The sequence below is a fragment of the Escherichia sp. WS1118 genome, from assembly GCF_046487695.1.
In the GTDB taxonomy this organism is placed as follows: domain Bacteria; phylum Pseudomonadota; class Gammaproteobacteria; order Enterobacterales; family Enterobacteriaceae; genus Escherichia; species Escherichia coli.
The window spans coordinates 95,394-118,244 of record NZ_JBJQIZ010000002.1; the positions used below are offsets into that span (position 1 = coordinate 95,394).

Below are 22,851 nucleotides of genomic sequence, written 5' to 3' on the forward strand. Positions count from 1 at the left end.
TTCTGTTTTATTTTCAGGATATCCTCTCATGCCCGTGGCGCTTCGCCGCATTACCCCTGCCGTAGTGCAATCTATCCAGGTATTTTTTCAGGTTGTGCTGTATGCAGGTTTATTTATTTTTGCGCAGTATCTCGTCTCCTGGCTGCATTTGCCGCTGCCTGCCAACTTGGTGGGGATGATCCTGATGCTGGCGCTGATTGTTTGTCGCATTCTTCCTCTGCAATGGGTTCGAGCCGGGGCGCGTTGGCTATTGGCCGAAATGTTGCTGTTTTTTGTCCCTGCCGTGGTGGCTGTGGTGAACTATGCACAACTATTACTGGTGGATGGCTGGCGTATTTTTGCTGTGATCGCGCTGAGTACGGTGATGGTGCTGGGCACGACTGCCTGGGTAGTGGAAAAAGTCTATCGCTATGAAATGCGCAGGTTAAACCGTGGCTAATTTTCAGCTAAGTATGCTCTGTCTGGCAATTACGCTAGTTATCTATTTTCTTAACAAACGCCTTTATCGCCGCTTTCGTAAATTGCCATTGATGCCTCTGGTGCTGACGCCTACGCTACTGGTTATGCTGCTGGTTTTTGGCAATATTTCTTGGCAAAACTATATTGGCGAAGCGCACTGGTTACTATGGCTATTAGGTCCGGCCACCATCGCCTTTGCGGTACCAGTGTATGACAATCGGGCGATCATTAAGCGTCACTGGATGTCGTTGACGGCAGGCGTACTGACGGCAACGGTGGTGGCAGTGACCAGCTCAGTGTGGCTGGCGCGATTGTTTACCCTGCCAGATGAGATCCAGCGTAGCCTGGCGGTGCGTTCGGTCACTACGCCATTTGCTTTGGCAGCGAGCCAGTCGCTCGGCGGACAGCCTGATCTGGTGGCGCTGTTTGTGGTGGTCACCGGTGTGTTTGGCATGGCGATTGGCGACGTGTTGTTTTTACGTCTCTCTATTCGCGAAGGGATGGCGAAAGGTGCTGGATTCGGCGCGGCATCTCATGGTGCCGGGACTGCGCGGTCGTATGAACTGGGTCAACAAGAAGGCGTAGTTGCAAGCCTGGTCATGATGCTTTCAGGTGTATTGATGGTATTGGTTTCGCCGCTGGTGGCCAGGATGATGTTCTGAAGAAATTCCCCGATCAAGCGACCGGGGAAGGGGAGAGATTAATGCGCGCGGCCCTGCTCAACGCCAAAGCCAGTCTGGGAGCGGATAAACTGCGCACGGAACAGTTCACGCTCGCGCGCACCTTCCGCTGAATTATCCGTTGCCGAGAAGAACCAGATACCGAGGAATGCCACGCTGATAGAGAACAGCGCCGGGTATTCATACGGGAAGATGGCTTTTTCGTGACCGAGGATCTGTACCCAAATCGTCGGGCCGAGGATCATCAGCACCACCGCAGTAATCAGTCCTAACCAGCCGCCCAGCATTGCGCCACGGGTAGTCAGTTTCGACCAGTACATGGAAAGCAGAATGATCGGGAAGTTACAGCTCGCCGCGATGGCAAACGCCAGCCCCACCATAAAGGCGATGTTCTGATTCTCAAACAGCACGCCGAGGATAATGGCAATCACACCGAGGATCAGTACGGTGATTTTCGATACCCGCAGCTCTTCACGTTCGGTCGCACCTTTTTTGAAGACGTTAGCGTACAGGTCGTGAGACACCGCCGATGCGCCCGCCAGCGTCAGACCCGCAACCACCGCAAGAATGGTGGCGAAAGCAACCGCTGAAATAAAGCCGAGGAACAGGTTGCCGCCCACCGCATTGGCCAGGTGAACTGCTGCCATGTTGTTACCACCAATCAGATGGCCCGCCGCGTCTTTATATTCCGGATTCGCACCGACCAGCATGATCGCGCCAAAGCCGATAATAAAGGTCAGGATGTAGAAGTAGCCCATAAATCCGGTGGCGTAGAACACGCTCTTACGTGCTTCGCGGGCATCGCTGACCGTAAAGAAGCGCATCAGAATATGCGGCAAGCCCGCCGTACCAAACATCAGTCCTAGCCCCAAAGAGAGCGCGGAGATAGGATCTTTCACCAGCCCGCCCGGCTTCATGATGTCGACACCTTTCGGGTGTACCGCCATCGCTTCGCTGAACAGATTGTTGAAGCTAAAGCCGACGTGTTTCATCACCATAAAGGCCATAAAGCTGGCACCGAACAGCAACAGCACGGCTTTAATAATTTGTACCCAGGTGGTCGCCAGCATGCCGCCGAACAGGACGTACATCATCATCAGCACGCCGACCAGCACTACCGCAATGTGATAGTTAAGGCCAAACAGCAGCTCGATCAGTTTACCTGCGCCCACCATCTGGGCGATAAGGTAAAGCGCCACCACCACCAGAGAACCACAGGCCGAAAGAATACGAATCGGCCCCTGTTTCAGACGGTAAGAGGCCACATCGGCAAAGGTGTAGCGACCGAGGTTACGCAGACGTTCGGCAATCAGGAACAAAATGATCGGCCAGCCTACCAGGAAGCCTAGCGAGTAAATTAAGCCGTCATAGCCGGAGGTAAACACCAGCGCGGAGATCCCCAAGAATGAGGCGGCGGACATATAGTCCCCGGCAATCGCCAGCCCGTTCTGAAAACCGGTGATATTGCCGCCTGCGGTGTAGTAGTCATTACGCGAACGTACGCGTTTTGACGCCCAGTAGGTAATGCCGAGCGTAAACACGACGAAAATCAGGAACATAATAATCGCCTGCCAGTTCGTTGGCTGGCGCTCTACGGCCCCGCTAATAGCATCCGCGGCGTTAGCTGCGAAAGGGAGTGTGGCGGCAAGCGCCGTCAGAACTCTTTTCATGATGCTTGTACCTCATGCAGGACTTCGTTATTAAGACGGTCGAATTCGCCGTTCGCCCGCCAGATGTAGATACCAGTGAGAACAAAGGAGATCACAATTACCCCGACACCGACTGGAATACCGCGTGTGACGCTGGTGTTCGGATTCAGCGGGGTGCCCAGCCAGCCGGGTGCGAAGGCGATCAGTAAAATAAAGCCGATATAAACTGCCAGCATAATAATCGACAGGATGGTGGCAAACCGTTGCCGTTTTTCGACTAACTCCCTGAAATGCGCATTGTCTTCTATCCGCTGATAAATCGTACCATTCATCACAGATTCTCCAGAGGTAATGTAGGGATTGTTTTAATTCCCGCTCCCTTATGGGAGAAGGTTAACGCTTGGGTAACCCTTGCCGAATGTAGGCCGGATAAGGCGTTATACGCCGCATCCGGCAATCAATGCCTGATGCGACGCTGTCGCGTCTTATCAGGCCTACAGCCGTTGCCGAATGTAGGCCGGATAAGGCGTTCACGCCGCATCCGGCAACCAGCGCCTGATGCGCCGCTGTCGCGTCTTATCAGGCCTACAAACCGTTACCGACTCGCATCCGGCAATTGTGGGTTACGATGGCATCGCGATGGCCTGCTTCTCTTCAAGCAGCTTCTCGACTACGCCAGGATCGGCAAGCGTCGAGGTATCGCCCAGGTTGCTGGTATCGCCCGCCGCAATTTTGCGCAGAATACGGCGCATAATTTTGCCGGAGCGGGTTTTAGGCAGGGAGTCGGTCCAGTGCAGCACGTCTGGCGTCGCCAGCGGGCCAATCTCTTTACGCACCCAGTTGCGGACTTCTGCGTACAGTTCTGGTGACGGTTCCTCCCCGTGATTAAGCGTGACGTAGGCGTAGATCGCCTGACCTTTAATATTGTGCGGAATACCGACCACAGCGGCTTCGGCAATTTTCGGATGCGCCACCAGCGCCGACTCAATCTCTGCCGTCCCCAGGCGGTGACCGGAGACGTTCAGCACGTCGTCCACGCGCCCGGTGATCCAGTAATAGCCATCTTCATCGCGACGCGCGCCGTCGCCGCTGAAATACATATTTTTGAAGGTGGAGAAGTAGGTCTGCTCAAAACGATCGTGATCGCCAAACAGCGTACGCGCCTGACCCGGCCAGGAGTCGGTGATCACCAGACTGCCTTCGGTGGCCCCCTCCAGCGGGTTACCTTCGTTATCGACCAGCGCCGGTTGCACGCCGAAGAACGGACGTGTTGCCGAACCGGCTTTCAGCTCGGTAGTGCCAGGCAGTGGCGTGATCATGAAACCGCCAGTTTCGGTCTGCCACCAGGTGTCGACCACCGGGCATTTCTCGTTGCCGATCTTCTTCCAGTACCACTCCCACGCTTCCGGGTTAATTGGCTCGCCCACGGAACCGAGAATGCGCAGCGACGAACGGTCGGTGCCTTCGATCGCTTTATCGCCTTCCGCCATCAGCGCGCGAATCGCCGTGGGCGCGGTATAGAGAATATTGACCTGATGCTTGTCCACCACCTGCGCCATACGGGCAGGCGTCGGCCAGTTCGGTACGCCTTCAAACATCAGCGTGGTCGCGCCGCAGGCCAGCGGGCCATACAGCAAATAACTGTGTCCGGTAACCCAGCCCACATCGGCGGTGCACCAGTAGATATCGCCCGGATGATAATCAAAGACATATTTAAAGGTCAGCGCCGCGTACACCAGATAACCGCCGGTAGTGTGCAGCACGCCTTTTGGCTTACCGGTAGAACCGGAGGTATAGAGAATAAACAGCGGATCTTCGGCGTTCATCTCTTCCGCCTGGTGCTGAGCGCTGGCTTGCTCAACCAGGTCGTGCCACCACAGGTCGCGCCCTTCCTGCCAGTCAATTTTTCCGCCAGTACGCTTCAGTACCACCACATGCTCTACGCTGGTGACGTTCGGGTTTTTCAGCGCGTCATCAACGTTTTTCTTCAGCGGAATACTACGTCCGGCACGCACACCTTCGTCGGAAGTGATCACCAGTCGTGAACTGGAGTCGATAATGCGTCCGGCAACGGCTTCCGGCGAGAAGCCGCCGAAAATCACCGAATGTACCGCGCCAATGCGGGCACAGGCCAGCATCGCGACCGCGGCTTCCGGTACCATCGGCATATAAATCGCAACTACGTCACCTTTTTTAATGCCCAGTTCGAGCAGGGTATTGGCGAAGCGGCAGACGTCGCGGTGCAGCTCTTTATAGCTAATATGTTTGCTCTGGCTGGCGTCGTCGCCTTCCCAGATGATGGCGGTACGATCGCCGTTTTCTTGCAGATGGCGGTCAAGGCAGTTTGCCGCCAGATTCAGCGTGCCGTCCTCGTACCATTTAATGGACACATTACCGGGGGCAAAGGAGGTGTTTTTCACCTTCTGGTACGGTGTGATCCAGTCGAGAATTTTTCCCTGTTCGCCCCAGAAGGTATCTGGTGCGTTAATAGATTGTTGATACATCGCCTCGTACTGCTGAGGGTTTATCAGGCAACGGTCTGCGATGTTGGCAGGAATGGTGTGTTTGTGAATTTGACTCATGCTTTTGTTCTCCTTGTAAGATGTTAATAATATGTGGCATAAGCGTTAAATGTAGGGGTATTGGCAGTTTTGTTTAGTATTTGGGCGACAGATCACGCAAAAGTAGAATTGTGCAAATAAACGGCAGGGTAATTTTTGAAGGTCAGCAACAAAAGTTGATTAATTCTTTGAGGAACATGCAGTTATGCATGCTGTTGAAAAAGAGGAAGATACTGACTAACTCTAAAGTGGTATTTTACATGCACTTACAATTGATTAAAGACAACATTCACAGTGTGGTTATTTGTTACACATAGGGGCGAGCAATGTCATGACAGTGTAGGTGCGGTTACTGTCGTGAAAAACAATAAAAACCGCCATTGCAACAATGGCGCAATTCGGATGAAGCCCTATGACAAGGATAAAAATAAACGCACGCCGTATCTTCAGCTTATTGATTCCTTTTTTCTTTTTCACTTCTGTTCACGCTGAACAAACGGCTGCTCCCGCAACACCTGTAACTGTGGAAGCGAAGAATGAAACCTTTGCCCCGCAGCATCCCGATCAATATCTCTCCTGGAAAGCTACCTCGGAACAGTCAGAGCGTGTTGACGCCCTGGCGGAAGATCCACGGCTGGTGATCCTGTGGGCAGGGTATCCCTTCTCGCGCGATTACAACAAGCCGCGTGGACATGCCTTTGCTGTGACCGATGTGCGTGAAACCCTGCGTACCGGTGCGCCGAAAAACGCTGAAGATGGTCCGCTACCGATGGCGTGCTGGAGTTGTAAAAGCCCGGATGTGGCGCGTCTGATCCAGAAAGACGGCGAAGATGGCTACTTCCACGGAAAATGGGCGCGCGGCGGCCCGGAAATCGTCAACAACTTAGGTTGTGCCGATTGCCATAACACCGCCTCACCAGAGTTCGCCAAAGGCAAACCGGAGTTAACCCTTTCCCGTCCGTATGCGGCTCGCGCGATGGAAGCCATTGGTAAACCTTTTGAGAAAGCCGGACGTTTCGACCAGCAATCGATGGTTTGCGGTCAGTGCCATGTGGAGTATTACTTCGACGGCAAAAACAAAGCGGTTAAATTCCCGTGGGATGACGGCATGAAAGTCGAAAATATGGAGCAGTATTACGACAAAATTGCCTTCTCTGACTGGACTAACTCCCTGTCGAAAACGCCAATGCTGAAAGCGCAGCACCCGGAATATGAAACCTGGACAGCGGGCATTCACGGCAAAAACAACGTGACCTGTATCGATTGCCATATGCCAAAAGTGCAGAACGCCGAAGGCAAACTCTACACCGACCATAAAATTGGTAATCCGTTTGATAACTTCGCCCAGACTTGTGCGAACTGCCATACCCAGGACAAAGCTGCCTTGCAAAAAGTGGTCGCGGAACGTAAGCAGTCGATTAACGACCTGAAAATCAAGGTTGAAGATCAACTGGTTCACGCTCACTTCGAAGCGAAAGCGGCGCTGGATGCAGGCGCAACGGAAGCCGAAATGAAGCCGATTCAGGACGATATCCGTCATGCCCAGTGGCGTTGGGATTTGGCGATCGCTTCCCACGGCATTCATATGCACGCACCGGAAGAAGGTCTGAGGATGCTCGGTACGGCGATGGATAAAGCGGCGGATGCACGCACCAAACTGGCGCGCCTGCTGGCGACCAAAGGCATTACCCATGAAATCCAGATCCCGGATATCTCAACCAAAGAGAAAGCCCAGCAGGCCATTGGCCTGAACATGGAGCAAATCAAGGCCGAGAAGCAGGACTTCATCAAAACGGTGATCCCGCAGTGGGAAGAGCAGGCACGTAAAAACGGTCTGTTAAGCCAATAACCCCGTTCCGCCTCGCAAGGGGCGGAAAACACAATGGAGTGAATATGAGCGTATTACGTTCGTTATTAACTGCCGGGGTGCTGGCGTCGGGCCTGTTGTGGAGCCTGAACGGAATTACCGCTACCCCTGCGGCGCAGGCATCTGATGATCGCTACGAAGTTACCCAGCAGCGTAACCCGGATGCCGCCTGTCTGGACTGTCATAAGCCAGATACCGAAGGTATGCATGGCAAACATGCTTCTGTTATCAACCCGAATAACAAACTGCCGGTCACCTGCACCAACTGCCACGGTCAGCCATCACCGCAACACCGCGAAGGGGTGAAAGATGTGATGCGCTTTAACGAGCCGATGTACAAGGTTGGAGAGCAGAACAGCGTCTGTATGTCCTGCCATCTGCCGGAACAGTTGCAAAAAGCGTTCTGGCCGCACGATGTCCACGTAACCAAAGTGGCGTGCGCCAGCTGCCATTCCCTGCATCCACAGCAAGATACGATGCAGACGTTAAGTGACAAAGGACGGATTAAGATTTGCGTCGATTGCCACAGCGATCAGCGCACCAATCCGAACTTTAACCCGGCGTCTGTTCCGTTGCTTAAGGAGCAGCCATGACCTGGTCTCGTCGCCAGTTTCTCACCGGCGTCGGCGTGCTGGCAGCCGTCAGCGGCACCGCAGGACGCGTGGTGGCGAAAACGTTGAATATCAATGGGGTGCGTTACGGCATGGTGCATGACGAGTCGTTATGCATCGGCTGTACCGCCTGTATGGATGCTTGTCGGGAAGTGAACAAGGTGCCGGAAGGCGTCTCGCGCCTGACGATTATTCGTAGCGAGCCGCAGGGCGAATTTCCTGATGTGAAATATCGCTTCTTCCGTAAGTCTTGCCAGCACTGCGATCATGCGCCGTGCGTTGACGTTTGCCCGACCGGTGCGTCTTTTCGCGACGCTGCCAGTGGGATTGTCGATGTTAATCCGGATCTCTGCGTCGGTTGTCAGTACTGCATCGCCGCCTGTCCGTACCGCGTGCGCTTTATCCATCCGGTCACGAAGACGGCGGACAAATGCGATTTCTGCCGTAAGACCCATTTGCAGGCCGGTAAGCTGCCCGCGTGCGTTGAGGCTTGCCCGACGAAGGCGCTGACGTTTGGCAATCTGGACGATCCCAGCAGTGAGATTTCGCAACTGCTGCGCCAGAAGCCCACTTACCGCTACAAGCTGGCGCTGGGAACCAAACCGAAGCTGTACCGCGTACCGTTTAAATACGGGGAGGTGAGCCAATGACGCAGACTTCCGCATTTCATTTTGAATCGCTGGTGTGGGACTGGCCGATTGCCATCTACCTGTTTTTGATTGGTATTTCTGCCGGTCTGGTGACGCTGGCCGTGCTGTTACGTCGTGTCTACCCGCAGGCGGGCGGTGCAGACAGTACATTGCTGCGCACCACGCTGATTGTCGGGCCTGGCGCGGTGATCCTCGGTCTGTTGATCCTCGTCTTCCACCTGACAAGACCGTGGACCTTCTGGAAGCTGATGTTCCACTACAGTTTTACCTCGGTGATGTCGATGGGGGTGATGCTGTTTCAGCTTTACATGGTGGTGCTGGTGCTGTGGCTGGCGAAAATCTTTGAACATGATTTGCTTGCCCTGCAACAACGCTGGTTGCCGAAGCTGGGGATCGTGCAAAAGGTCTTGAGTCTGCTGACGCCCGTTCATCGCGGACTGGAAACATTGATGCTGGTGCTGGCGGTGTTGTTGGGGGCTTATACCGGCTTTCTGCTGTCGGCGCTGAAATCGTATCCGTTCCTCAATAACCCGATCCTGCCGGTGCTGTTCCTCTTCTCCGGCATCTCGTCTGGTGCGGCGGTGGCGCTGATCGCCATGGCGATACGCCAACGCAGTAACCCGCATTCCACGGAAGCGCACTTTGTACACCGTATGGAAATCCCCGTGGTATGGGGTGAAATCTTCCTGCTGGTGGCGTTTTTTGTCGGTCTGGCGCTGGGCGATGACGGTAAAGTGCGTGCGCTGGTGGCGGCATTGGGCGGCGGTTTCTGGACGTGGTGGTTCTGGCTTGGTGTCGCCGGGCTGGGGCTGATTGTGCCAATGTTGCTCAAACCGTGGGTCAATCGCAGTTCCGGCATTCCTGCCGTGCTGGCGGCATGTGGGGCCAGCCTGGTCGGCGTGTTGATGCTGCGCTTTTTCATTCTCTACGCCGGGCAGTTAACGGTGGCGTAAGCCAGAACAGAGGTGGTTTCTGGACGTATTCCTTCCTGAAGTCAGTTTTCTGGCGTTGTTGTTAAGTCTCGGGGTCAACGTGTTGACCCCGTTGACGGCCTTCGCGGGAGTGCGGTTGCGCTGGCCTGCCATGATGCGACTCACTTGCATCGGCATTCTGGCGCAGTTCGCGCTCCTGCTGCTCGCCTTTGGCGTACTGACGTATTGTTTTCTCATCAGCGATTTCTCGGTCATTTATGTCGCCCAACATAGCTATAGCCTGCTGTCGTGGGAACTCAAACTGGCGGCGGTGTGGGGCGGTCATGAAGGTTCGCTGCTGCTTTGGGTGCTGCTGCTTTCCGCCTGGAGCGCGCTGTTTGCCTGGCATTATCGACAGCAAACCGATCCGCTATTTCCGCTGACGCTAGCCGTTTTATCTCTCATGCTCGCCACACTGCTACTGTTTGTGGTGCTGTGGTCCGATCCCTTCGTGCGGATATTTCCACCAGCAATCGAAGGCCGCGATCTCAATCCGATGCTGCAACATCCCGGTCTTATCTTTCATCCACCGCTGCTTTATCTCGGCTACGGCGGTTTGATGGTGGCGGCGAGCGTGGCGCTGGCGAGTTTACTGCGCGGCGAGTTTGATGGTACCTGCGCCCGAATTTGCTGGCGTTGGGCACTACCTGGCTGGAGCGCATTAACCGCAGGGATCATTCTCGGTTCCTGGTGGGCTTATTGCGAACTGGGCTGGGGCGGTTGGTGGTTTTGGGATCCGGTTGAAAACGCGTCGTTATTACCCTGGCTTTCATCTACTGCGTTGCTACACAGTTTGTCTTTGACACGCCAGCGGGGGATTTTCCGCCACTGGTCGCTGTTGCTGGCGATAGTAACTCTGATGCTGTCGCTGCTGGGCACCTTAATTGTCCGTTCTGGCATTCTGGTTTCGGTTCATGCGTTCGCGCTGGATAACGTCCGCGCCGTGCCGTTGTTCAGCCTGTTTGCACTGATTAGCCTTGCGTCTCTGGCTCTGTATGGCTGGCGAGCGCGGGACGGTGGCCCGGCGGTGCGTTTTTCGGGATTATCGCGGGAAATGTTAATCCTCGCTACGCTGTTGCTGTTTTGCGCAGTGCTACTGATCGTGCTGGTGGGAACGCTTTATCCGATGATTTACAGCCTGCTGGGCTGGGGACGCCTCTCCGTTGGCGCGCCGTATTTTAACCGCGCGACGTTACCGTTTGCTCTGTTGATGCTGGTGGTGATTGTGCTGGCGACGTTTGTCTCTGGCAAACGTGCTCAGCTTCCGGCGCTGCTGGCGCATGCGGGCGTGCTGTTATTTGCCGCGGGGATTGTGGTTTCCAGCGTCAGCCGTCAGGAGATCAGCCTGAATTTACAGCCGGGTCAGCAGGTGACGCTGGCAGGATACACCTTCCGTTTTGAGCGCCTCGATCTGCAAGCCAAAGGCAATTACACCAGCGAAAAAGCGATAGTGGCACTGTTTGACCATCAGCAACGCATTGGTGAATTAACGCCGGAGCGGCGTTTTTACGAAGCACGTCGTCAGCAAATGATGGAACCGTCAATTCGCTGGAATGGCATCCATGACTGGTATGCGGTCATGGGCGAGAAAACCGGAGCGGATCGTTACGCTTTTCGTTTGTATGTACAAAGCGGTGTGCGCTGGATCTGGGGGGGAGGATTGTTGATGATTGCGGGCGCATTGTTAAGCGGATGGCGGGGAAGGAAGCGCGATGAATAAAGGGCTTCTCACGCTACTGCTGTTATTTACCTGTTTTGCGCGCGCTCAGGTTGTAGACACCTGGCAATTCGCCAATCCGCAACAACAGGAACAGGCGTTAAATATTGCCAGCCAGTTACGTTGTCCGCAGTGCCAGAATCAGAACTTACTGGAATCCAATGCGCCGGTGGCAGTCAGTATGCGCCATCAGGTTTACACCATGGTGGAAGAGGGGAAAAGTGAAGTCGAAATCATTGGCTGGATGACCGAACGCTACGGAGATTTTGTTCGCTATAACCCACCGTTAACGGGTCAGACGCTGGTGTTGTGGGCGCTGCCAGTAGTGTTGTTACTGCTGATGGCACTGATCCTCTGGCGAGTGAGGGCGAAGCGATGAAACAGCCTCAAATACCGGTGAAAATGCTGACAACACTCACGATTTTGATGGTATTTCTCTGTGTCGGCAGTTATCTGTTAAGTCCAAAATGGCAGGCGGTACGTGCGGAGTATCAGCGTCAGCGCGATCCGCTGCATCAGTTTGCCAGCCAGCAAACCCCGGAAGCGCAGCTTCAGGCATTGCAGGATAAAATCCGTGCTAATCCACAAAACAGCGAACAGTGGGCGTTACTGGGCGAGTATTATCTGTGGCAAAACGATTACAGCAATTCGCTGCTGGCGTACCGTCAGGCGTTGCAACTACGTGGTGAGAACGCTGAACTGTATGCGGCGCTGGCGACGGTGCTGTATTACCAGGCCAGCCAACATATGACCGTCCAGGCTCGCGCAATGATCGACAAAGCCCTCGCGCTGGACTCTAACGAAATCACCGCTCTGATGCTGCTGGCTTCCGATGCGTTTATGCAGGCGAATTACGCGCAAGCCATCGAACTATGGCAAAAAGTGATGGATCTCAACTCACCCCGGATCAACCGGACACAGCTGGTCGAGTCGATTAATATGGCGAAATTGTTGCAGCGGAGATCAGATTAATCATCTGGTGATGAAGATTATGTTATTGAGCTGCATAAAAAATAATCGAATGAACATATAATCAAAAATAATCACCAATCAGTATTATTGCAGATTAAACAAATAAAAATCCTTCTATAACAAATGGTTATTCATTAATCCTGCCATAAACTCGCGTTATTATGCATTAATGCAGCGAAAAGCTCTGTTGTTAAAGGGTTGCGCAACATACCGCGCAAATGATACTGATCATAAGCGTTAAAAAAATCTACAAACCAACGCAACACAATTCATGCCCTGGCAGTATGTCACGTTCTCGCGTTTCTGAACGGGGAACGGCGCTCCATTGAGGAAGTTATTCTGATGAAAAATATAAAATTCAGCCTGGCCTGGCAGATTCTGTTTGCTATGGTGCTGGGCATTCTCCTGGGAAGCTACCTGCACTACCATAGCGACAGCCGCGACTGGCTGGTCGTCAATTTGCTCTCTCCGGCGGGTGATATCTTCATCCATCTGATCAAAATGATTGTTGTGCCGATTGTGATCTCCACGCTGGTGGTGGGTATCGCGGGTGTTGGTGATGCCAAACAGCTCGGGCGTATTGGTGCGAAAACCATTATCTACTTCGAGGTGATCACCACCGTCGCCATCATTTTGGGGATCACTCTGGCGAACGTCTTCCAGCCCGGTGCCGGGGTGGATATGTCGCAGCTGGCGACCGTCGATATCTCGAAATATCAGAGCACCACGGAAGCGGTACAAAGCAGTTCCCACGGCATTATGGGCACGATTTTGTCGCTGGTGCCGACGAACATCGTGGCGTCGATGGCGAAAGGCGAAATGCTGCCGATCATCTTCTTCTCGGTGCTGTTTGGTCTGGGGCTTTCATCCCTGCCCGCGACGCATCGTGAACCGCTGGTGACCGTTTTCCGCTCCATCTCTGAAACCATGTTTAAAGTGACTCACATGGTGATGCGTTATGCGCCGGTGGGTGTGTTTGCGCTGATTGCGGTGACGGTGGCTAACTTTGGTTTCTCGTCTCTGTGGCCACTGGCGAAACTGGTGCTGTTGGTGCATTTCGCCATTCTGTTCTTCGCGCTGGTCGTACTGGGAATTGTGGCGCGCCTGTGCGGGTTAAGTGTCTGGATCCTGATTCGTATTCTGAAAGATGAGCTGATTCTGGCGTACTCCACTGCCAGTTCTGAAAGCGTGCTGCCGCGAATTATTGAGAAGATGGAAGCCTACGGTGCACCGGCGTCGATCACCAGTTTCGTGGTGCCGACCGGTTACTCTTTTAACCTTGATGGTTCGACGCTGTATCAAAGTATTGCCGCTATTTTCATCGCTCAGCTGTATGGCATTGACCTGTCCATCTGGCAGGAAATCATTCTGGTGCTGACGCTGATGGTGACCTCGAAAGGGATTGCTGGCGTGCCGGGCGTGTCGTTTGTGGTGTTGCTGGCAACGCTGGGTAGCGTAGGGATCCCGCTGGAAGGTCTGGCGTTTATTGCCGGTGTTGACCGTATCCTCGACATGGCGCGTACTGCGCTGAATGTGGTGGGTAATGCGCTGGCGGTGCTGGTGATTGCCAAATGGGAACACAAATTTGACCGTAAGAAAGCGCTGGCTTATGAGCGTGAAGTGCTGGGCAAATTTGATAAAACGGCGGATCAGTAACTGAAGATTGCCGGGGATATCCACCCGGCAATGTGTTGATGCCTGACTGAGTAATAGCCTGATGTAGCGTGGTTTTTGTAGGTCGGATAAGGCGTTTACGCCGCATCCGACATCAACGCCTGATGCGACGCTTAACGCGTCTTATCAGGCCTACGCCAGACAGCGTAATAGCCTGATGTAGCGTGGTTTTTGTAGGTCGGATAAGGCGTTTACGCCGCATCCGACATCAACGCCTGATGCGACGCTTGCCGCGTCTTATCAGGCCTACGTCAGACAGCGCAATAGCCTGATGTAGCGTGATTTTGTAGGTCGGATAAGGCGTTTACGCCGCATCCGACATCAACGCCTGATGCGACGCTTGCCGCGTCTTATCAGGCCTACGTCAGACAGCGCAATAGCCTGATTTGGCGTGATTTTTGTAGGTCGGATAAGGCGTTTACGCCGCATCCGACATCAATGCCTGATGCGACGTTTGCTGCGCCTACCTTAACCGTTAGTTAATTTTTCAAACTCTTCACAACCGGTATCAAATCCTTCCATACAGCTCAGATTCAACCAGTGCAGCGCCTTTTGTTTATTCTTCTCAATAAAACCCTCTTCACCGTTTAAGAACATCATTCCCGCCCAGTATTCGGAATAACCGGTTCGGGAAATCGCAGAGCTGCGTTTGAAATACCAGGTTGCTTTGTCATCGTCGGCCTTAATGCCCACGCCGTTGGCGTAAATCAAACCAAGCAGCATTTGGGCATCGACGGCAGAGTCGTTCTCCAGATCTTCCGAGGCGTTTTCTAACAGCGAAATCGCCTTTGGATAATCCGGTTTACCCGCTTGCGTATTTACCAGAATATGCGCCAGCGTTACTTCACCTTCTTTACTGCCCGCTTGCGCTGCTTTCTCGGCAAGCACTTTTGCTTGTGGATAGTCCAGACTGACCGGATTGGTGATTTTGATCTGCGCCAACAGCGCGCAGGCATCGGCATCACCGCTGTCGGCGGCTTTCTGTGCCCAATATTCGGCTTTGCTCAAATCGCCGGAGCTAAACCAGCTGTCGGCAAGAAAATATTGTGCGCGTCGGTCCCCGGCCTCTGCTGCCTTTAAATACTGGCTGCCAGGCTCGGAGTCGTTCGCGTGGGCAAAGAATGTCAAAAACAACATCAAAGTGATAATTTTTTTCATTTTGATAATGAAGTTTGGTAGGGGAGAGACAGTATAAAGTGTTCGGGTGGACAAAAAAACAACTGTAAAAAGACCTGAAAGCAGAATGAATTAATGCAATGTCAGGTTTTTTAATCCATCCGATGTTTCCCCTTTTCCATGGCGTCGCGATCAAAAAATCGCTGAATTTTTCCCTCGGACATCAATGCCGCTCGATCAGACATATGCGCGATGACATCGGCATCGTGACTGACCAGCAGATATGTCATTTGGTGTTCCAGCTTAAGTTGATTCAACAAATTAAGGATTTCCGCTTGTACCGACATATCCAACGCCGAGGTGGGTTCATCCAGCAGAAGAAGTTGTGGTCGTAACAACAGGGCGCGAGCAATAACCACACGTTGCCGTTGACCACCGGAAAGCTGGTGTGGGTAGCGACGAGCGGCGTCGAAAGGCAAGCCAACCTGTTCCAGTGCAGTCTGGACGCGTTTTTCTATTTCTCTTTCGCCACGAATTTTGAGTGGTTCAGCCAGCGTTCGCCACAGAGTATGATTGGGATGCAACGAGGCATAGGGATCCTGAAACACCATTTGCACATTGCGGCGGAGATCGCCCTGAAAACGCATTCCTGGTTTGATGGTGTGCCCAAACAGTGACACCTGACCGTGCCAGTCGCGCTGTAATCCAGCAATTACGCGCAAAATCGTGGATTTTCCGCAGCCTGATTCGCCAATTAAACTAAATGTCTCTCCGGCATTAACCGAAAAACTGGCGGCAGAAACTGCGGTTTTCTCAGCAAAAGTCACCTGTAAGTGATTAATTTCAACAATCGTCATGGTATTTCTCCGGCGTCATTGCCGTCCTGTCCAGCGTCGGCAGCATCTGCCCGTAAGTTTGTGCATTTGGGCGGCAAGTCCACAGTGTGCGCGTGTAAGGATGCGTTGCTGTAGGTAGCGCAGCAGCGTGCATTTCATCCACCTTATTTCCCTGATACATCACCAGCACCCGATGGCAAAATTGGGCAACTAATGGCAGGTCGTGACTGATCAGCAACATTGCCATCTGACGTTGTTCACACTGGGTAACCAGCAGTTCCAGAATCTGATTACGCAGGCGCACATCCAGTGCTGATGTTGGCTCATCGGCAATCAATACCCGGGGATCGTTGATGAGCGCAATTGCAATCATCACTCGCTGCCCCATGCCGCCAGAAAGTTCACGAGGATAGCTTTGCAGTACTCGCGTATTGAGGCCGACAGCCTGAATTGCGGTGTTTATTTTCTCTTCTTTCTCGCGGCGGTTCAGACGTTGATGGAGCGTAAGCGCCTCTTCCAGTTGCGCTTTTACTGTCTTTACTGGATTAAGCGCGTAACGCGGATCTTGCAATACCATCGCGATATCGTTACCGCGCAACTGTTGCCATCCACGCGCGTTAAGGGTGAGTGCATCACGCCCCAGAATGTTAAGTGTGTCCGCGGTTACTACACCCGGTTTACGCACCAGCCCCATCAGGGCGCGGGCGGTCATGGACTTACCTGAACCCGACTCACCGACCAGCGCCAGACGTTCATTGCCTAATGTAAAACTGACATTGTTGACGACCCGGGACTCCGGATAATCGACGCAGAGATTGTTGATACTAAGACGTGAGTCAGTCATGTTGAGGCTCCAGAACATCGCGCAAGCCATCACCCAGCAGATTAAAGGCCAGACTGGCAATTAAGATAATTGCGCCGGGAGCGGCGGCAATCCACCATTGATCAAAAATGACCTGCATACCGTCGGCGATCATGGCTCCCCATTCCGCCATTGGCGGGCGAGCACCAAGCCCAAGAAAACCCAGGCCAGCAGCCGCCAGAATGATACCCGCTAAATCCAGCGCCAGACGGACAATGGCAGATGGCAGGCACAATGGTAAAATATGACCAGCCAGCAGACGCCTGCCGCGGATGCCCATCATTTCTGCGGCGGCAAGATAATCACTGTGTCGCAGACGTTGGATCTCACTCCGTGCCTGACGCGCATAAGCAGGCCAGGTGGTTAATGCCAGCGCCAGTGCGCCGTTAACCAGCCCCGGCCCCAGCATGGCAACAAAAGCAAAAGCCAGAATTAAACGCGGCATTGACATTACTACGTCAGTAAAACGCATCAGCACGCGTTCCAGCCAGCCGCCGTAGTACCCGGCAAAAATGCCAATCAGCAGACCGACCGGGAGTGTAATGATTGTCACCAATGCCACCAGCCCCAGTGCCGGGCGGCTGCCGTAGATTAAACGTGAAAGTAGGTCTCGCCCGTAACTGTCAGTGCCGAGCCAGTGCTGACGACTCGGTGCTTGTAACCGCGCCGCCGCATCCTGCCAGTTAGGATCGTGAGGTGCCAGCCACGGCGCGAAGAGCGCAATTAGCATCAATAACAGGATAATTATCAACCCGCAAAACGCGGCGGGTGAATGGCGTAAACGGCGTAAAAAGAGAAACATCGGCATCAGCGTAACCTCGGATCGGTCAGCCGGACCAGCAGGTCGGTTAAGTTATTTATCAACACAAAGCAGACGCCAATCAGCAGCGTTCCTCCCATGATTGCTGTGGTATCACCCGCGAAGAGCGCTGTAGTGAGGTAGCGCCCAATACCTGGCCATGAAAAGACGGTTTCTGTCAGTACCGCGCCTTCCAGCATTGATGTATAGGCGAGGGCGATAACGGTGAGCAAGGTGCCGCGAATGTTGGGTAAAACATGACGTAGCAAAATTGTCATCTCGCTGGCCCCTTTGGCGCGCGCCAGCAGAATATATTCTTTATTCATTTCGCCAAGACAGGCGGAACGAGTCAGGCGCGTAATACTGGCGAGCGAGAAGTACGCCAGTAATAAAACCGGAAGTATCAAATGGTTGATTGCATTGGTAAATGCCTCGCGATCGCCAGAAAGCCACGTATCAATCAGCGCAAATCCGCTGCGGGGTTCTATGGTGAATTGATAAATATCATCCAGCCTGCCCGGCCCGGCACTCCATTGCAGTCTGGCGTAGAACAGCGCCAGCATCAGCAGACCAAGCCAAAAAACAGGGACGGAATTTCCCAGTAGAGTTAATGTTCGCACGGTGAAATCCAGCGGAGAACCGACATAACGGGCGCAAAGTACACCCGCAATGACGCCGACAACAGCACCGACAATAAGCGCCAACGTTGCCAGTTCAATGGTCGCCGGGAATGCTGATAGCAAGTCCTGGAGTACTGGTTGCCCGGTGGAGCTGGCGATGCCCAGATCGCCGTGTGCCAGATTCATCAGGTAATGCCAGAACTGGACGGCTAACGGCTGATCCAATCCTAACTGGTGGCGTACCTGATCATAGGTGGACTGGCTGGCGTGATCGCCAACGATTTGTAGTACGCGATCGACCGGTGAGAGAGCCGAAAGCGCAAAGGTAACCAGCAGCAGGCCGAGTAGCGTCAGAGCAACGGTAAACAGCCCTTGCAACAGCGCGAGCAGAGGGCGCTTGCCTCGCCATCTCGCGCGAGTGGAAAAAACGACAGACATGATCTTTCCATACAGTGATAAATCAGCGGCTGGCCTGCAATACAGGCCAGCCCTGGTACCGCGCCCGGTAACATGGCTGGACGCGAGTTGCATACAGGGTTATTTGGTTACCTGATCAAACCAGACCATATCGGCATTCAACCCTTGTTGATACCCCTGCACATTATCACGCATGACAATTTGCGTTTTGCCTTGATCAATAAAGACATACGGGGAACTACGTTGTAGTTCTTGTTGCATTTTCTTATACAAATCAAGACGTTTAGCGCTATCAGGTTCAGCGATGGCCGCCAGCGTTTCTTTGTTCAGTTCCGGGATTTTCCAGCCGTTTAACCCGGCAACGGTGCTGGATTTGCCATCGTTATAGGCGAAAGAGCTGGCGTTGGAATGTGCGTCAAAATAATCAGGCAACCACATACGAATGGCCCCCTGATGCTGGTGGGCGCGAACGCGAGAGTAGACCTGACTCCCTGCGGCTGGCAGCAAATCAACTTTTACACCGCCCTGAGCAAAGCTGGCCTGAATTGACTGCGCGATGGTAATAAATGGCGGTTTATTTTCGACATCAAGCGTGAAGTGCGGGTCTTTGATTCCGGCTTTAGCGAGGATCTCTTTTGCTTTGGCTGGATTAAAGGTAAACGGTGTTTCTTCCAGTGCTCCAGGAAAGCCCACGGGCAGGAAACTTTGATGGGTAAAATATTGTCCTTTTAAGAGATTTTTGGTGATGCCGTCGTAATCGACCAACCAGCGAGCGGCCTCCCAGAACGCAGGATTACTCATCAGCGGGTTATCCTTGTTACCGGTATTGAAGGCCAGGTAGTTCTGTTCGGCGGAGGCAATGCTCATCACTTTTACGCCAGGTTTACCCTGTAATGCATCGATTTGATCGGCTCCCAGATCACGAGCCATATCAGCATCACCTTGTTGGATCAGCAGGCGACGCGTTGCCGGATCGGGAACATTTTTGATGATGACGTTTTTCAGTTTCGGGGCGCCGGTTGGTGAGCTGGCGTTGGCTTCCATCACGATGGCCTGATGCGGTTGGTAAGTACGCATTTTAAACGCGCCGCTGCCAGCGGAATGCATCTTCAGCCATTCATTACCAAAGTCGTTATTTTTGGCGTTTGGCGCAACCAGCTTCTCGTCAACAATTGAGGCGATTGGTGTGGAGAGAATATTCAGTGCCAGCGCCGGGCTGACGTCGGCACTCCATTGTACCTGGACGGTATGGTCATCGATTTTCTTCAACTGGCTGGCGATATTTTCCGGCTGCCATCCCAGCACATTGAGAATAAACGCACCGGATTTATTCAGTGTGACAGCCCGGACATAAGAGTAAATCACATCTTCCGGGCGTACCGGATTACCAGAGGCAAATTTCGCATCGCTTTTCAGTTTTATGGTTAGCGTTTTGGCTGCGGGGTCAGCCTGCCAACTTTCCGCCAGAATCGGAGTGATTTTCGTCGGATCATTACGGTCCGGTTGTACTACGCGTTGATACAGACTTGGTACAGTCTGAATACTTGAGAGTTCATTAGCTTCTGCCGGGTCCAGACTCACAATATCATCCAGTCCCTGGGCTACAACCAACGTATTCGGCGGTGTAGCGGCAACGGTTGTGGCGGAAATTGTGCTTAAAACCAGTAAAGGTAATAGTTTTTTAATCATATGCTTCCCAATCCCTGAAATTACTTTGAGGTTATTAATATGCTATCAGACGGGGGTTCGCTGCATTAATCGCGCCAAAATATCCCGTTAATAGAACGAGTTAAACGGTCGATGATTTCTCACCTTACCGAAATTTTGTTTATCAAATGTAAAGTATTATTACGTTAGGCCGCGATGAGAATTGAGTAAAGATAATTCTCATTTGCAATCGTGACTGGAATAGAAGAACAACCGAGAAGACGTCGCTAATAACCAGGATGGGCTGGTTTGACTGCGCAGGTATGTATAAAAAAATCCGGAAACAGAGAGTCGTTTCCGGATTGATACAAAGGCGTTGGGTAATATCGCCGCTTTTAACGTGAGTTTAAGCGGTATTACGCCAGTGCCGCTTCGCGCAGGCGAGTTTTCAACTTGTTGTACTCGTCAATCACGTACTGCTCGGCGGCGCGCTGATCGGCGATCGGCTCGACGCGCACGGCGCAGTATTTGTATTCCGGCGTTTTCGTAATCGGGCTTAAGTTTTCGGTCACCAGCTCGTTACAGGCACCAATCCACCACTGGTAGGTCATGTAAATCGCCCCTTTGTTCGGACGATCGCTGACCTGCGCACGGGTGATAATTTTGCCTTTACGCGAGTGCACCCAAACCAATGCCTCATCTTCAATACCCAGACGTTTGGCGTCTTCGGTATTGATTTGTGCGTAGCCAGGTTCATCAGCCAGCGCCGCCAGTGCCGCACAGTTACCGGTCATCGAACGGCAAGAGTAGTGACCAACTTCACGCACCGTTGACAGTACCATCGGGTATTCGTCGGTGAGTTTGTCGATTGGCGCTACCCAGTCGCAGGTGAAGAACTGCGCCAGACCGTTCGGGGTATCAAACTTCTCTTTAAACAGATAAGAAGTCCCCTGATCGGCATCTGAAGTATCGCGGCAAGGCCACTGAATGAAGCCCAGTTCGCCCATTTTCTCGTAAGTCGCACCGTAGAAATCCGGGCACAGATGACGCAACTCGTCCCAGATCTCCTGGGTGTTGTTGTAGTGCATCGGATAACCCATACGAGTGGCAATTTCACTGATGATTTGCCAGTCCGTTTTCAGATCCCACTTCGGCTCAACCGCCTTGAAGAAACGCTGGAAGCCACGGTCAGCCGCAGTAAACACGCCTTCATGCTCGCCCCACGACGTTGACGGTAAAATGACATCCGCCGCCGACGCGGTTTTGGTCATAAAGATGTCCTGAACGATAACCAGTTCCAGATCTTCAAAGGCTTTACGTACTGCCGACAGTTCCGCGTCAGTTTGCAGCGGATCTTCGCCCATAATGTACGCCGCTCTCACTTCACCATGCGCCACGCGGTGCGGCAGCTCGCTGATGCGATAGCCGGTATGAGCAGGCAGGCTTTCCACGCCCCAGGCTTTGGCGAATTTCTCGCGGTTAGCCGGATCTTTCACGTACTGATAGCCCGGATACGTATCCGGCAGCGCGCCCATATCGCAGGCACCCTGCACGTTGTTCTGACCACGAACCGGGTTTACACCCGCATGTGGCTTACCGAGGTTACCGGTCAGCATCGCGAGGCTGGTCAGAGAACGCACGGTTTCCACGCCCTGATAGAACTGGGTTACCCCCATGCCCCACAGGATGGCGGCGCTTTCTGCCTGGGCATACATCCGCGCCGCCTGACGAATCTCACTGGCGCTGACGCCGGTGATATCTTCAACCGACTCCGGCGTGTAGCCTTCAACGATTTTACGATACTCTTCAAAGCCTTCTGTACGGGAAGCGACGAACGCTTTGTCGTACAGATTTTCTTCAATAATGACATGGCCCATCGCATTCAACAGCGCGATGTTCGAGCCGTTTTTCAATGCAATGTGCATGTCAGCAATGCGCGCGGTTTCAATTTTACGCGGATCGCAGACGATAATTTTCGCCCCGTTACGTTTAGCGTTAATTACGTGATTCGCCACGATTGGGTGGGAATCCGCCGGGTTATACCCGAAAACGAACACTAAATCGGTATTATCAATTTCGTTAATAGCATTGCTCATTGCGCCATTACCGACCGATTGGTGCAGACCTGCAACCGATGGGCCGTGTCAGACACGAGCGCAGCAGTCAACGTTATTGGTACCAATAACGGCGCGCGCAAATTTTTGCATTACATAGTTGGTTTCGTTACCCGTACCGCGCGAGGAGCCGGTCGTCTGGATGGCATCCGGACCGTACTTCTCTTTGATGGCGCTCAGGCGCTCGGCAACGTAATTCAGTGCCTCATCCCAGGAAACAGGTTCGAGTTTGCCGCCACGCTGGCGACGGATCATGGGGGTTTTCAGGCGCGGGGTCAGGATCTGGGTATCGTTAATGAAGTCCCAGCCATAATAACCCTTCAGACACAGGGTACCCTGGTTGGTTTTCCCCTGCGCTGCCTCCGCCCGGACGATTTTGCCGTTATCGACGACCAGGTTGATTTTGCAACCTGATGCGCAATAGGGGCAAACCGTGACGACTTTTTTCATCGGTCTCGCTCCAGTTAATCAAATCACGCATACGCGCTCTCGACTACAGTATGCATCTTTTATGCCACATTTTATTTGGGGTCATTCCCTGATATTACGGGCACTATTTATTCAAAACTCTGACGAAAAACAGGCTGTCGTCAGTTTTGACGTGACGAAACGAAATACCGCGTGACAGC

Annotated in this window: 20 protein-coding genes; 10 read left to right on the forward strand and 10 right to left on the reverse strand. The window is 53.1% G+C overall.

Annotation, left to right across the window (positions count from 1 at the left end):
* The first annotated feature begins 28 nt into the window (after positions 1–28).
* On the forward strand, positions 29–439 hold the full coding sequence (locus ACJHYO_RS03865; protein ID WP_001143718.1) for a CidA/LrgA family protein: 411 nt from the start codon (positions 29–31) through the stop codon (positions 437–439).
* Positions 432–1,121 (forward strand): LrgB family protein, encoded by a 690-nt coding sequence (locus ACJHYO_RS03870; protein WP_001273403.1) that lies wholly within the window; start codon positions 432–434, stop codon positions 1,119–1,121. The genes ACJHYO_RS03865 and ACJHYO_RS03870 overlap by 8 nt, the downstream gene beginning before the upstream one ends.
* Positions 1,122–1,159: 38 nt before the next feature.
* On the opposite strand, the gene actP is transcribed toward ACJHYO_RS03870, so the two are convergent.
* The 3 genes from actP to acs form a co-directional block, all read right to left on the reverse strand.
* Positions 1,160–2,809 carry a cation/acetate symporter ActP gene (gene actP / locus ACJHYO_RS03875; RefSeq protein WP_000832548.1) on the reverse strand — a complete coding sequence of 550 codons (1,650 nt, stop codon included), beginning with the start codon at positions 2,807–2,809 and terminating at the stop codon, positions 1,160–1,162.
* Entirely contained in the window at positions 2,806–3,120 is a 315-nt protein-coding gene (locus ACJHYO_RS03880; RefSeq protein WP_001296646.1) for a DUF485 domain-containing protein, read from the reverse strand. The genes actP and ACJHYO_RS03880 overlap by 4 nt, the downstream gene beginning before the upstream one ends.
* A 291-nt stretch (positions 3,121–3,411) precedes the next feature.
* Positions 3,412–5,370, reverse strand: a complete 1,959-nt coding sequence (gene acs, locus ACJHYO_RS03885) for an acetate--CoA ligase (protein WP_085455647.1) — start codon at positions 5,368–5,370, stop codon at positions 3,412–3,414.
* A gap of 391 nt (positions 5,371–5,761) precedes the next feature.
* On the opposite strand from acs, the gene nrfA reads away from it, so the two are divergent.
* The 8 genes from nrfA (at position 5,762) to gltP (ending at position 13,793) form a co-directional block, all read left to right on the forward strand.
* Complete coding sequence (gene nrfA / locus ACJHYO_RS03890; protein WP_000196879.1) at positions 5,762–7,198, forward strand: ammonia-forming nitrite reductase cytochrome c552 subunit; 1,437 nt, start codon at positions 5,762–5,764, stop codon at positions 7,196–7,198.
* Positions 7,199–7,242: 44 nt separating this feature from the next.
* Positions 7,243–7,809 carry a cytochrome c nitrite reductase pentaheme subunit gene (gene nrfB, locus ACJHYO_RS03895; protein WP_001295391.1) on the forward strand — a complete coding sequence of 189 codons (567 nt, stop codon included), beginning with the start codon at positions 7,243–7,245 and terminating at the stop codon, positions 7,807–7,809.
* Positions 7,806–8,477: a cytochrome c nitrite reductase Fe-S protein gene (gene nrfC, locus ACJHYO_RS03900; RefSeq protein WP_000220273.1), complete on the forward strand. Its 672-nt coding sequence runs from the start codon at positions 7,806–7,808 to the stop codon at positions 8,475–8,477. The genes nrfB and nrfC overlap by 4 nt, the downstream gene beginning before the upstream one ends.
* A complete protein-coding gene (nrfD, locus tag ACJHYO_RS03905) occupies positions 8,474–9,430 on the forward strand; it encodes a cytochrome c nitrite reductase subunit NrfD (RefSeq protein WP_000195192.1) in 957 nt (318 codons plus the stop codon). The genes nrfC and nrfD overlap by 4 nt, the downstream gene beginning before the upstream one ends.
* A 19-nt stretch (positions 9,431–9,449) precedes the next feature.
* Positions 9,450–11,168: a heme lyase CcmF/NrfE family subunit gene (locus ACJHYO_RS03910; protein WP_094259010.1), complete on the forward strand. Its 1,719-nt coding sequence runs from the start codon at positions 9,450–9,452 to the stop codon at positions 11,166–11,168.
* Positions 11,161–11,544 carry a heme lyase NrfEFG subunit NrfF gene (gene nrfF, locus ACJHYO_RS03915; protein ID WP_001032537.1) on the forward strand — a complete coding sequence of 128 codons (384 nt, stop codon included), beginning with the start codon at positions 11,161–11,163 and terminating at the stop codon, positions 11,542–11,544. The genes ACJHYO_RS03910 and nrfF overlap by 8 nt, the downstream gene beginning before the upstream one ends.
* Complete coding sequence (nrfG, locus tag ACJHYO_RS03920) at positions 11,541–12,137, forward strand: heme lyase NrfEFG subunit NrfG (RefSeq protein WP_000812986.1); 597 nt, start codon at positions 11,541–11,543, stop codon at positions 12,135–12,137. Before nrfF ends, nrfG begins: the two co-directional genes overlap by 4 nt.
* A 342-nt stretch (positions 12,138–12,479) precedes the next feature.
* Positions 12,480–13,793, forward strand: a complete 1,314-nt coding sequence (gltP, locus tag ACJHYO_RS03925) for a glutamate/aspartate:proton symporter GltP (protein WP_000789589.1) — start codon at positions 12,480–12,482, stop codon at positions 13,791–13,793.
* Positions 13,794–14,279: 486 nt separating this feature from the next.
* On the opposite strand, the gene yjcO is transcribed toward gltP, so the two are convergent.
* The 7 genes from yjcO to ACJHYO_RS03960 all read right to left on the reverse strand — a co-directional run bounded on the left by yjcO (position 14,280) and on the right by ACJHYO_RS03960 (position 22,672).
* A complete protein-coding gene (gene yjcO, locus ACJHYO_RS03930) occupies positions 14,280–14,969 on the reverse strand; it encodes a Sel1 family TPR-like repeat protein YjcO (protein WP_001296650.1) in 690 nt (229 codons plus the stop codon).
* 110 nt (positions 14,970–15,079) lie between these two features.
* A complete protein-coding gene (locus ACJHYO_RS03935) occupies positions 15,080–15,784 on the reverse strand; it encodes an ABC transporter ATP-binding protein (protein ID WP_000156928.1) in 705 nt (234 codons plus the stop codon).
* Positions 15,771–16,607 carry an ABC transporter ATP-binding protein gene (locus ACJHYO_RS03940; RefSeq protein WP_000132446.1) on the reverse strand — a complete coding sequence of 279 codons (837 nt, stop codon included), beginning with the start codon at positions 16,605–16,607 and terminating at the stop codon, positions 15,771–15,773. The genes ACJHYO_RS03935 and ACJHYO_RS03940 overlap by 14 nt, the downstream gene beginning before the upstream one ends.
* On the reverse strand, positions 16,600–17,433 hold the full coding sequence (locus ACJHYO_RS03945; RefSeq protein ID WP_052925233.1) for an ABC transporter permease: 834 nt from the start codon (positions 17,431–17,433) through the stop codon (positions 16,600–16,602). Before ACJHYO_RS03945 ends, ACJHYO_RS03940 begins: the two co-directional genes overlap by 8 nt.
* Positions 17,433–18,482, reverse strand: coding sequence for an ABC transporter permease (locus ACJHYO_RS03950; protein WP_410232408.1), 1,050 nt, complete (start codon positions 18,480–18,482; stop codon positions 17,433–17,435). The genes ACJHYO_RS03945 and ACJHYO_RS03950 overlap by 1 nt, the downstream gene beginning before the upstream one ends.
* A gap of 99 nt (positions 18,483–18,581) precedes the next feature.
* The gene (locus ACJHYO_RS03955; protein ID WP_000592279.1) at positions 18,582–20,150 is read right to left on the reverse strand and encodes an ABC transporter substrate-binding protein; all 1,569 of its coding nucleotides are present in this window, start codon (positions 20,148–20,150) and stop codon (positions 18,582–18,584) included.
* 374 nt (positions 20,151–20,524) lie between these two features.
* Entirely contained in the window at positions 20,525–22,672 is a 2,148-nt protein-coding gene (locus ACJHYO_RS03960; protein ID WP_011076734.1) for a formate dehydrogenase H subunit alpha, selenocysteine-containing, read from the reverse strand.
* Between the last annotated feature and the right edge of the window lie 179 nt (positions 22,673–22,851).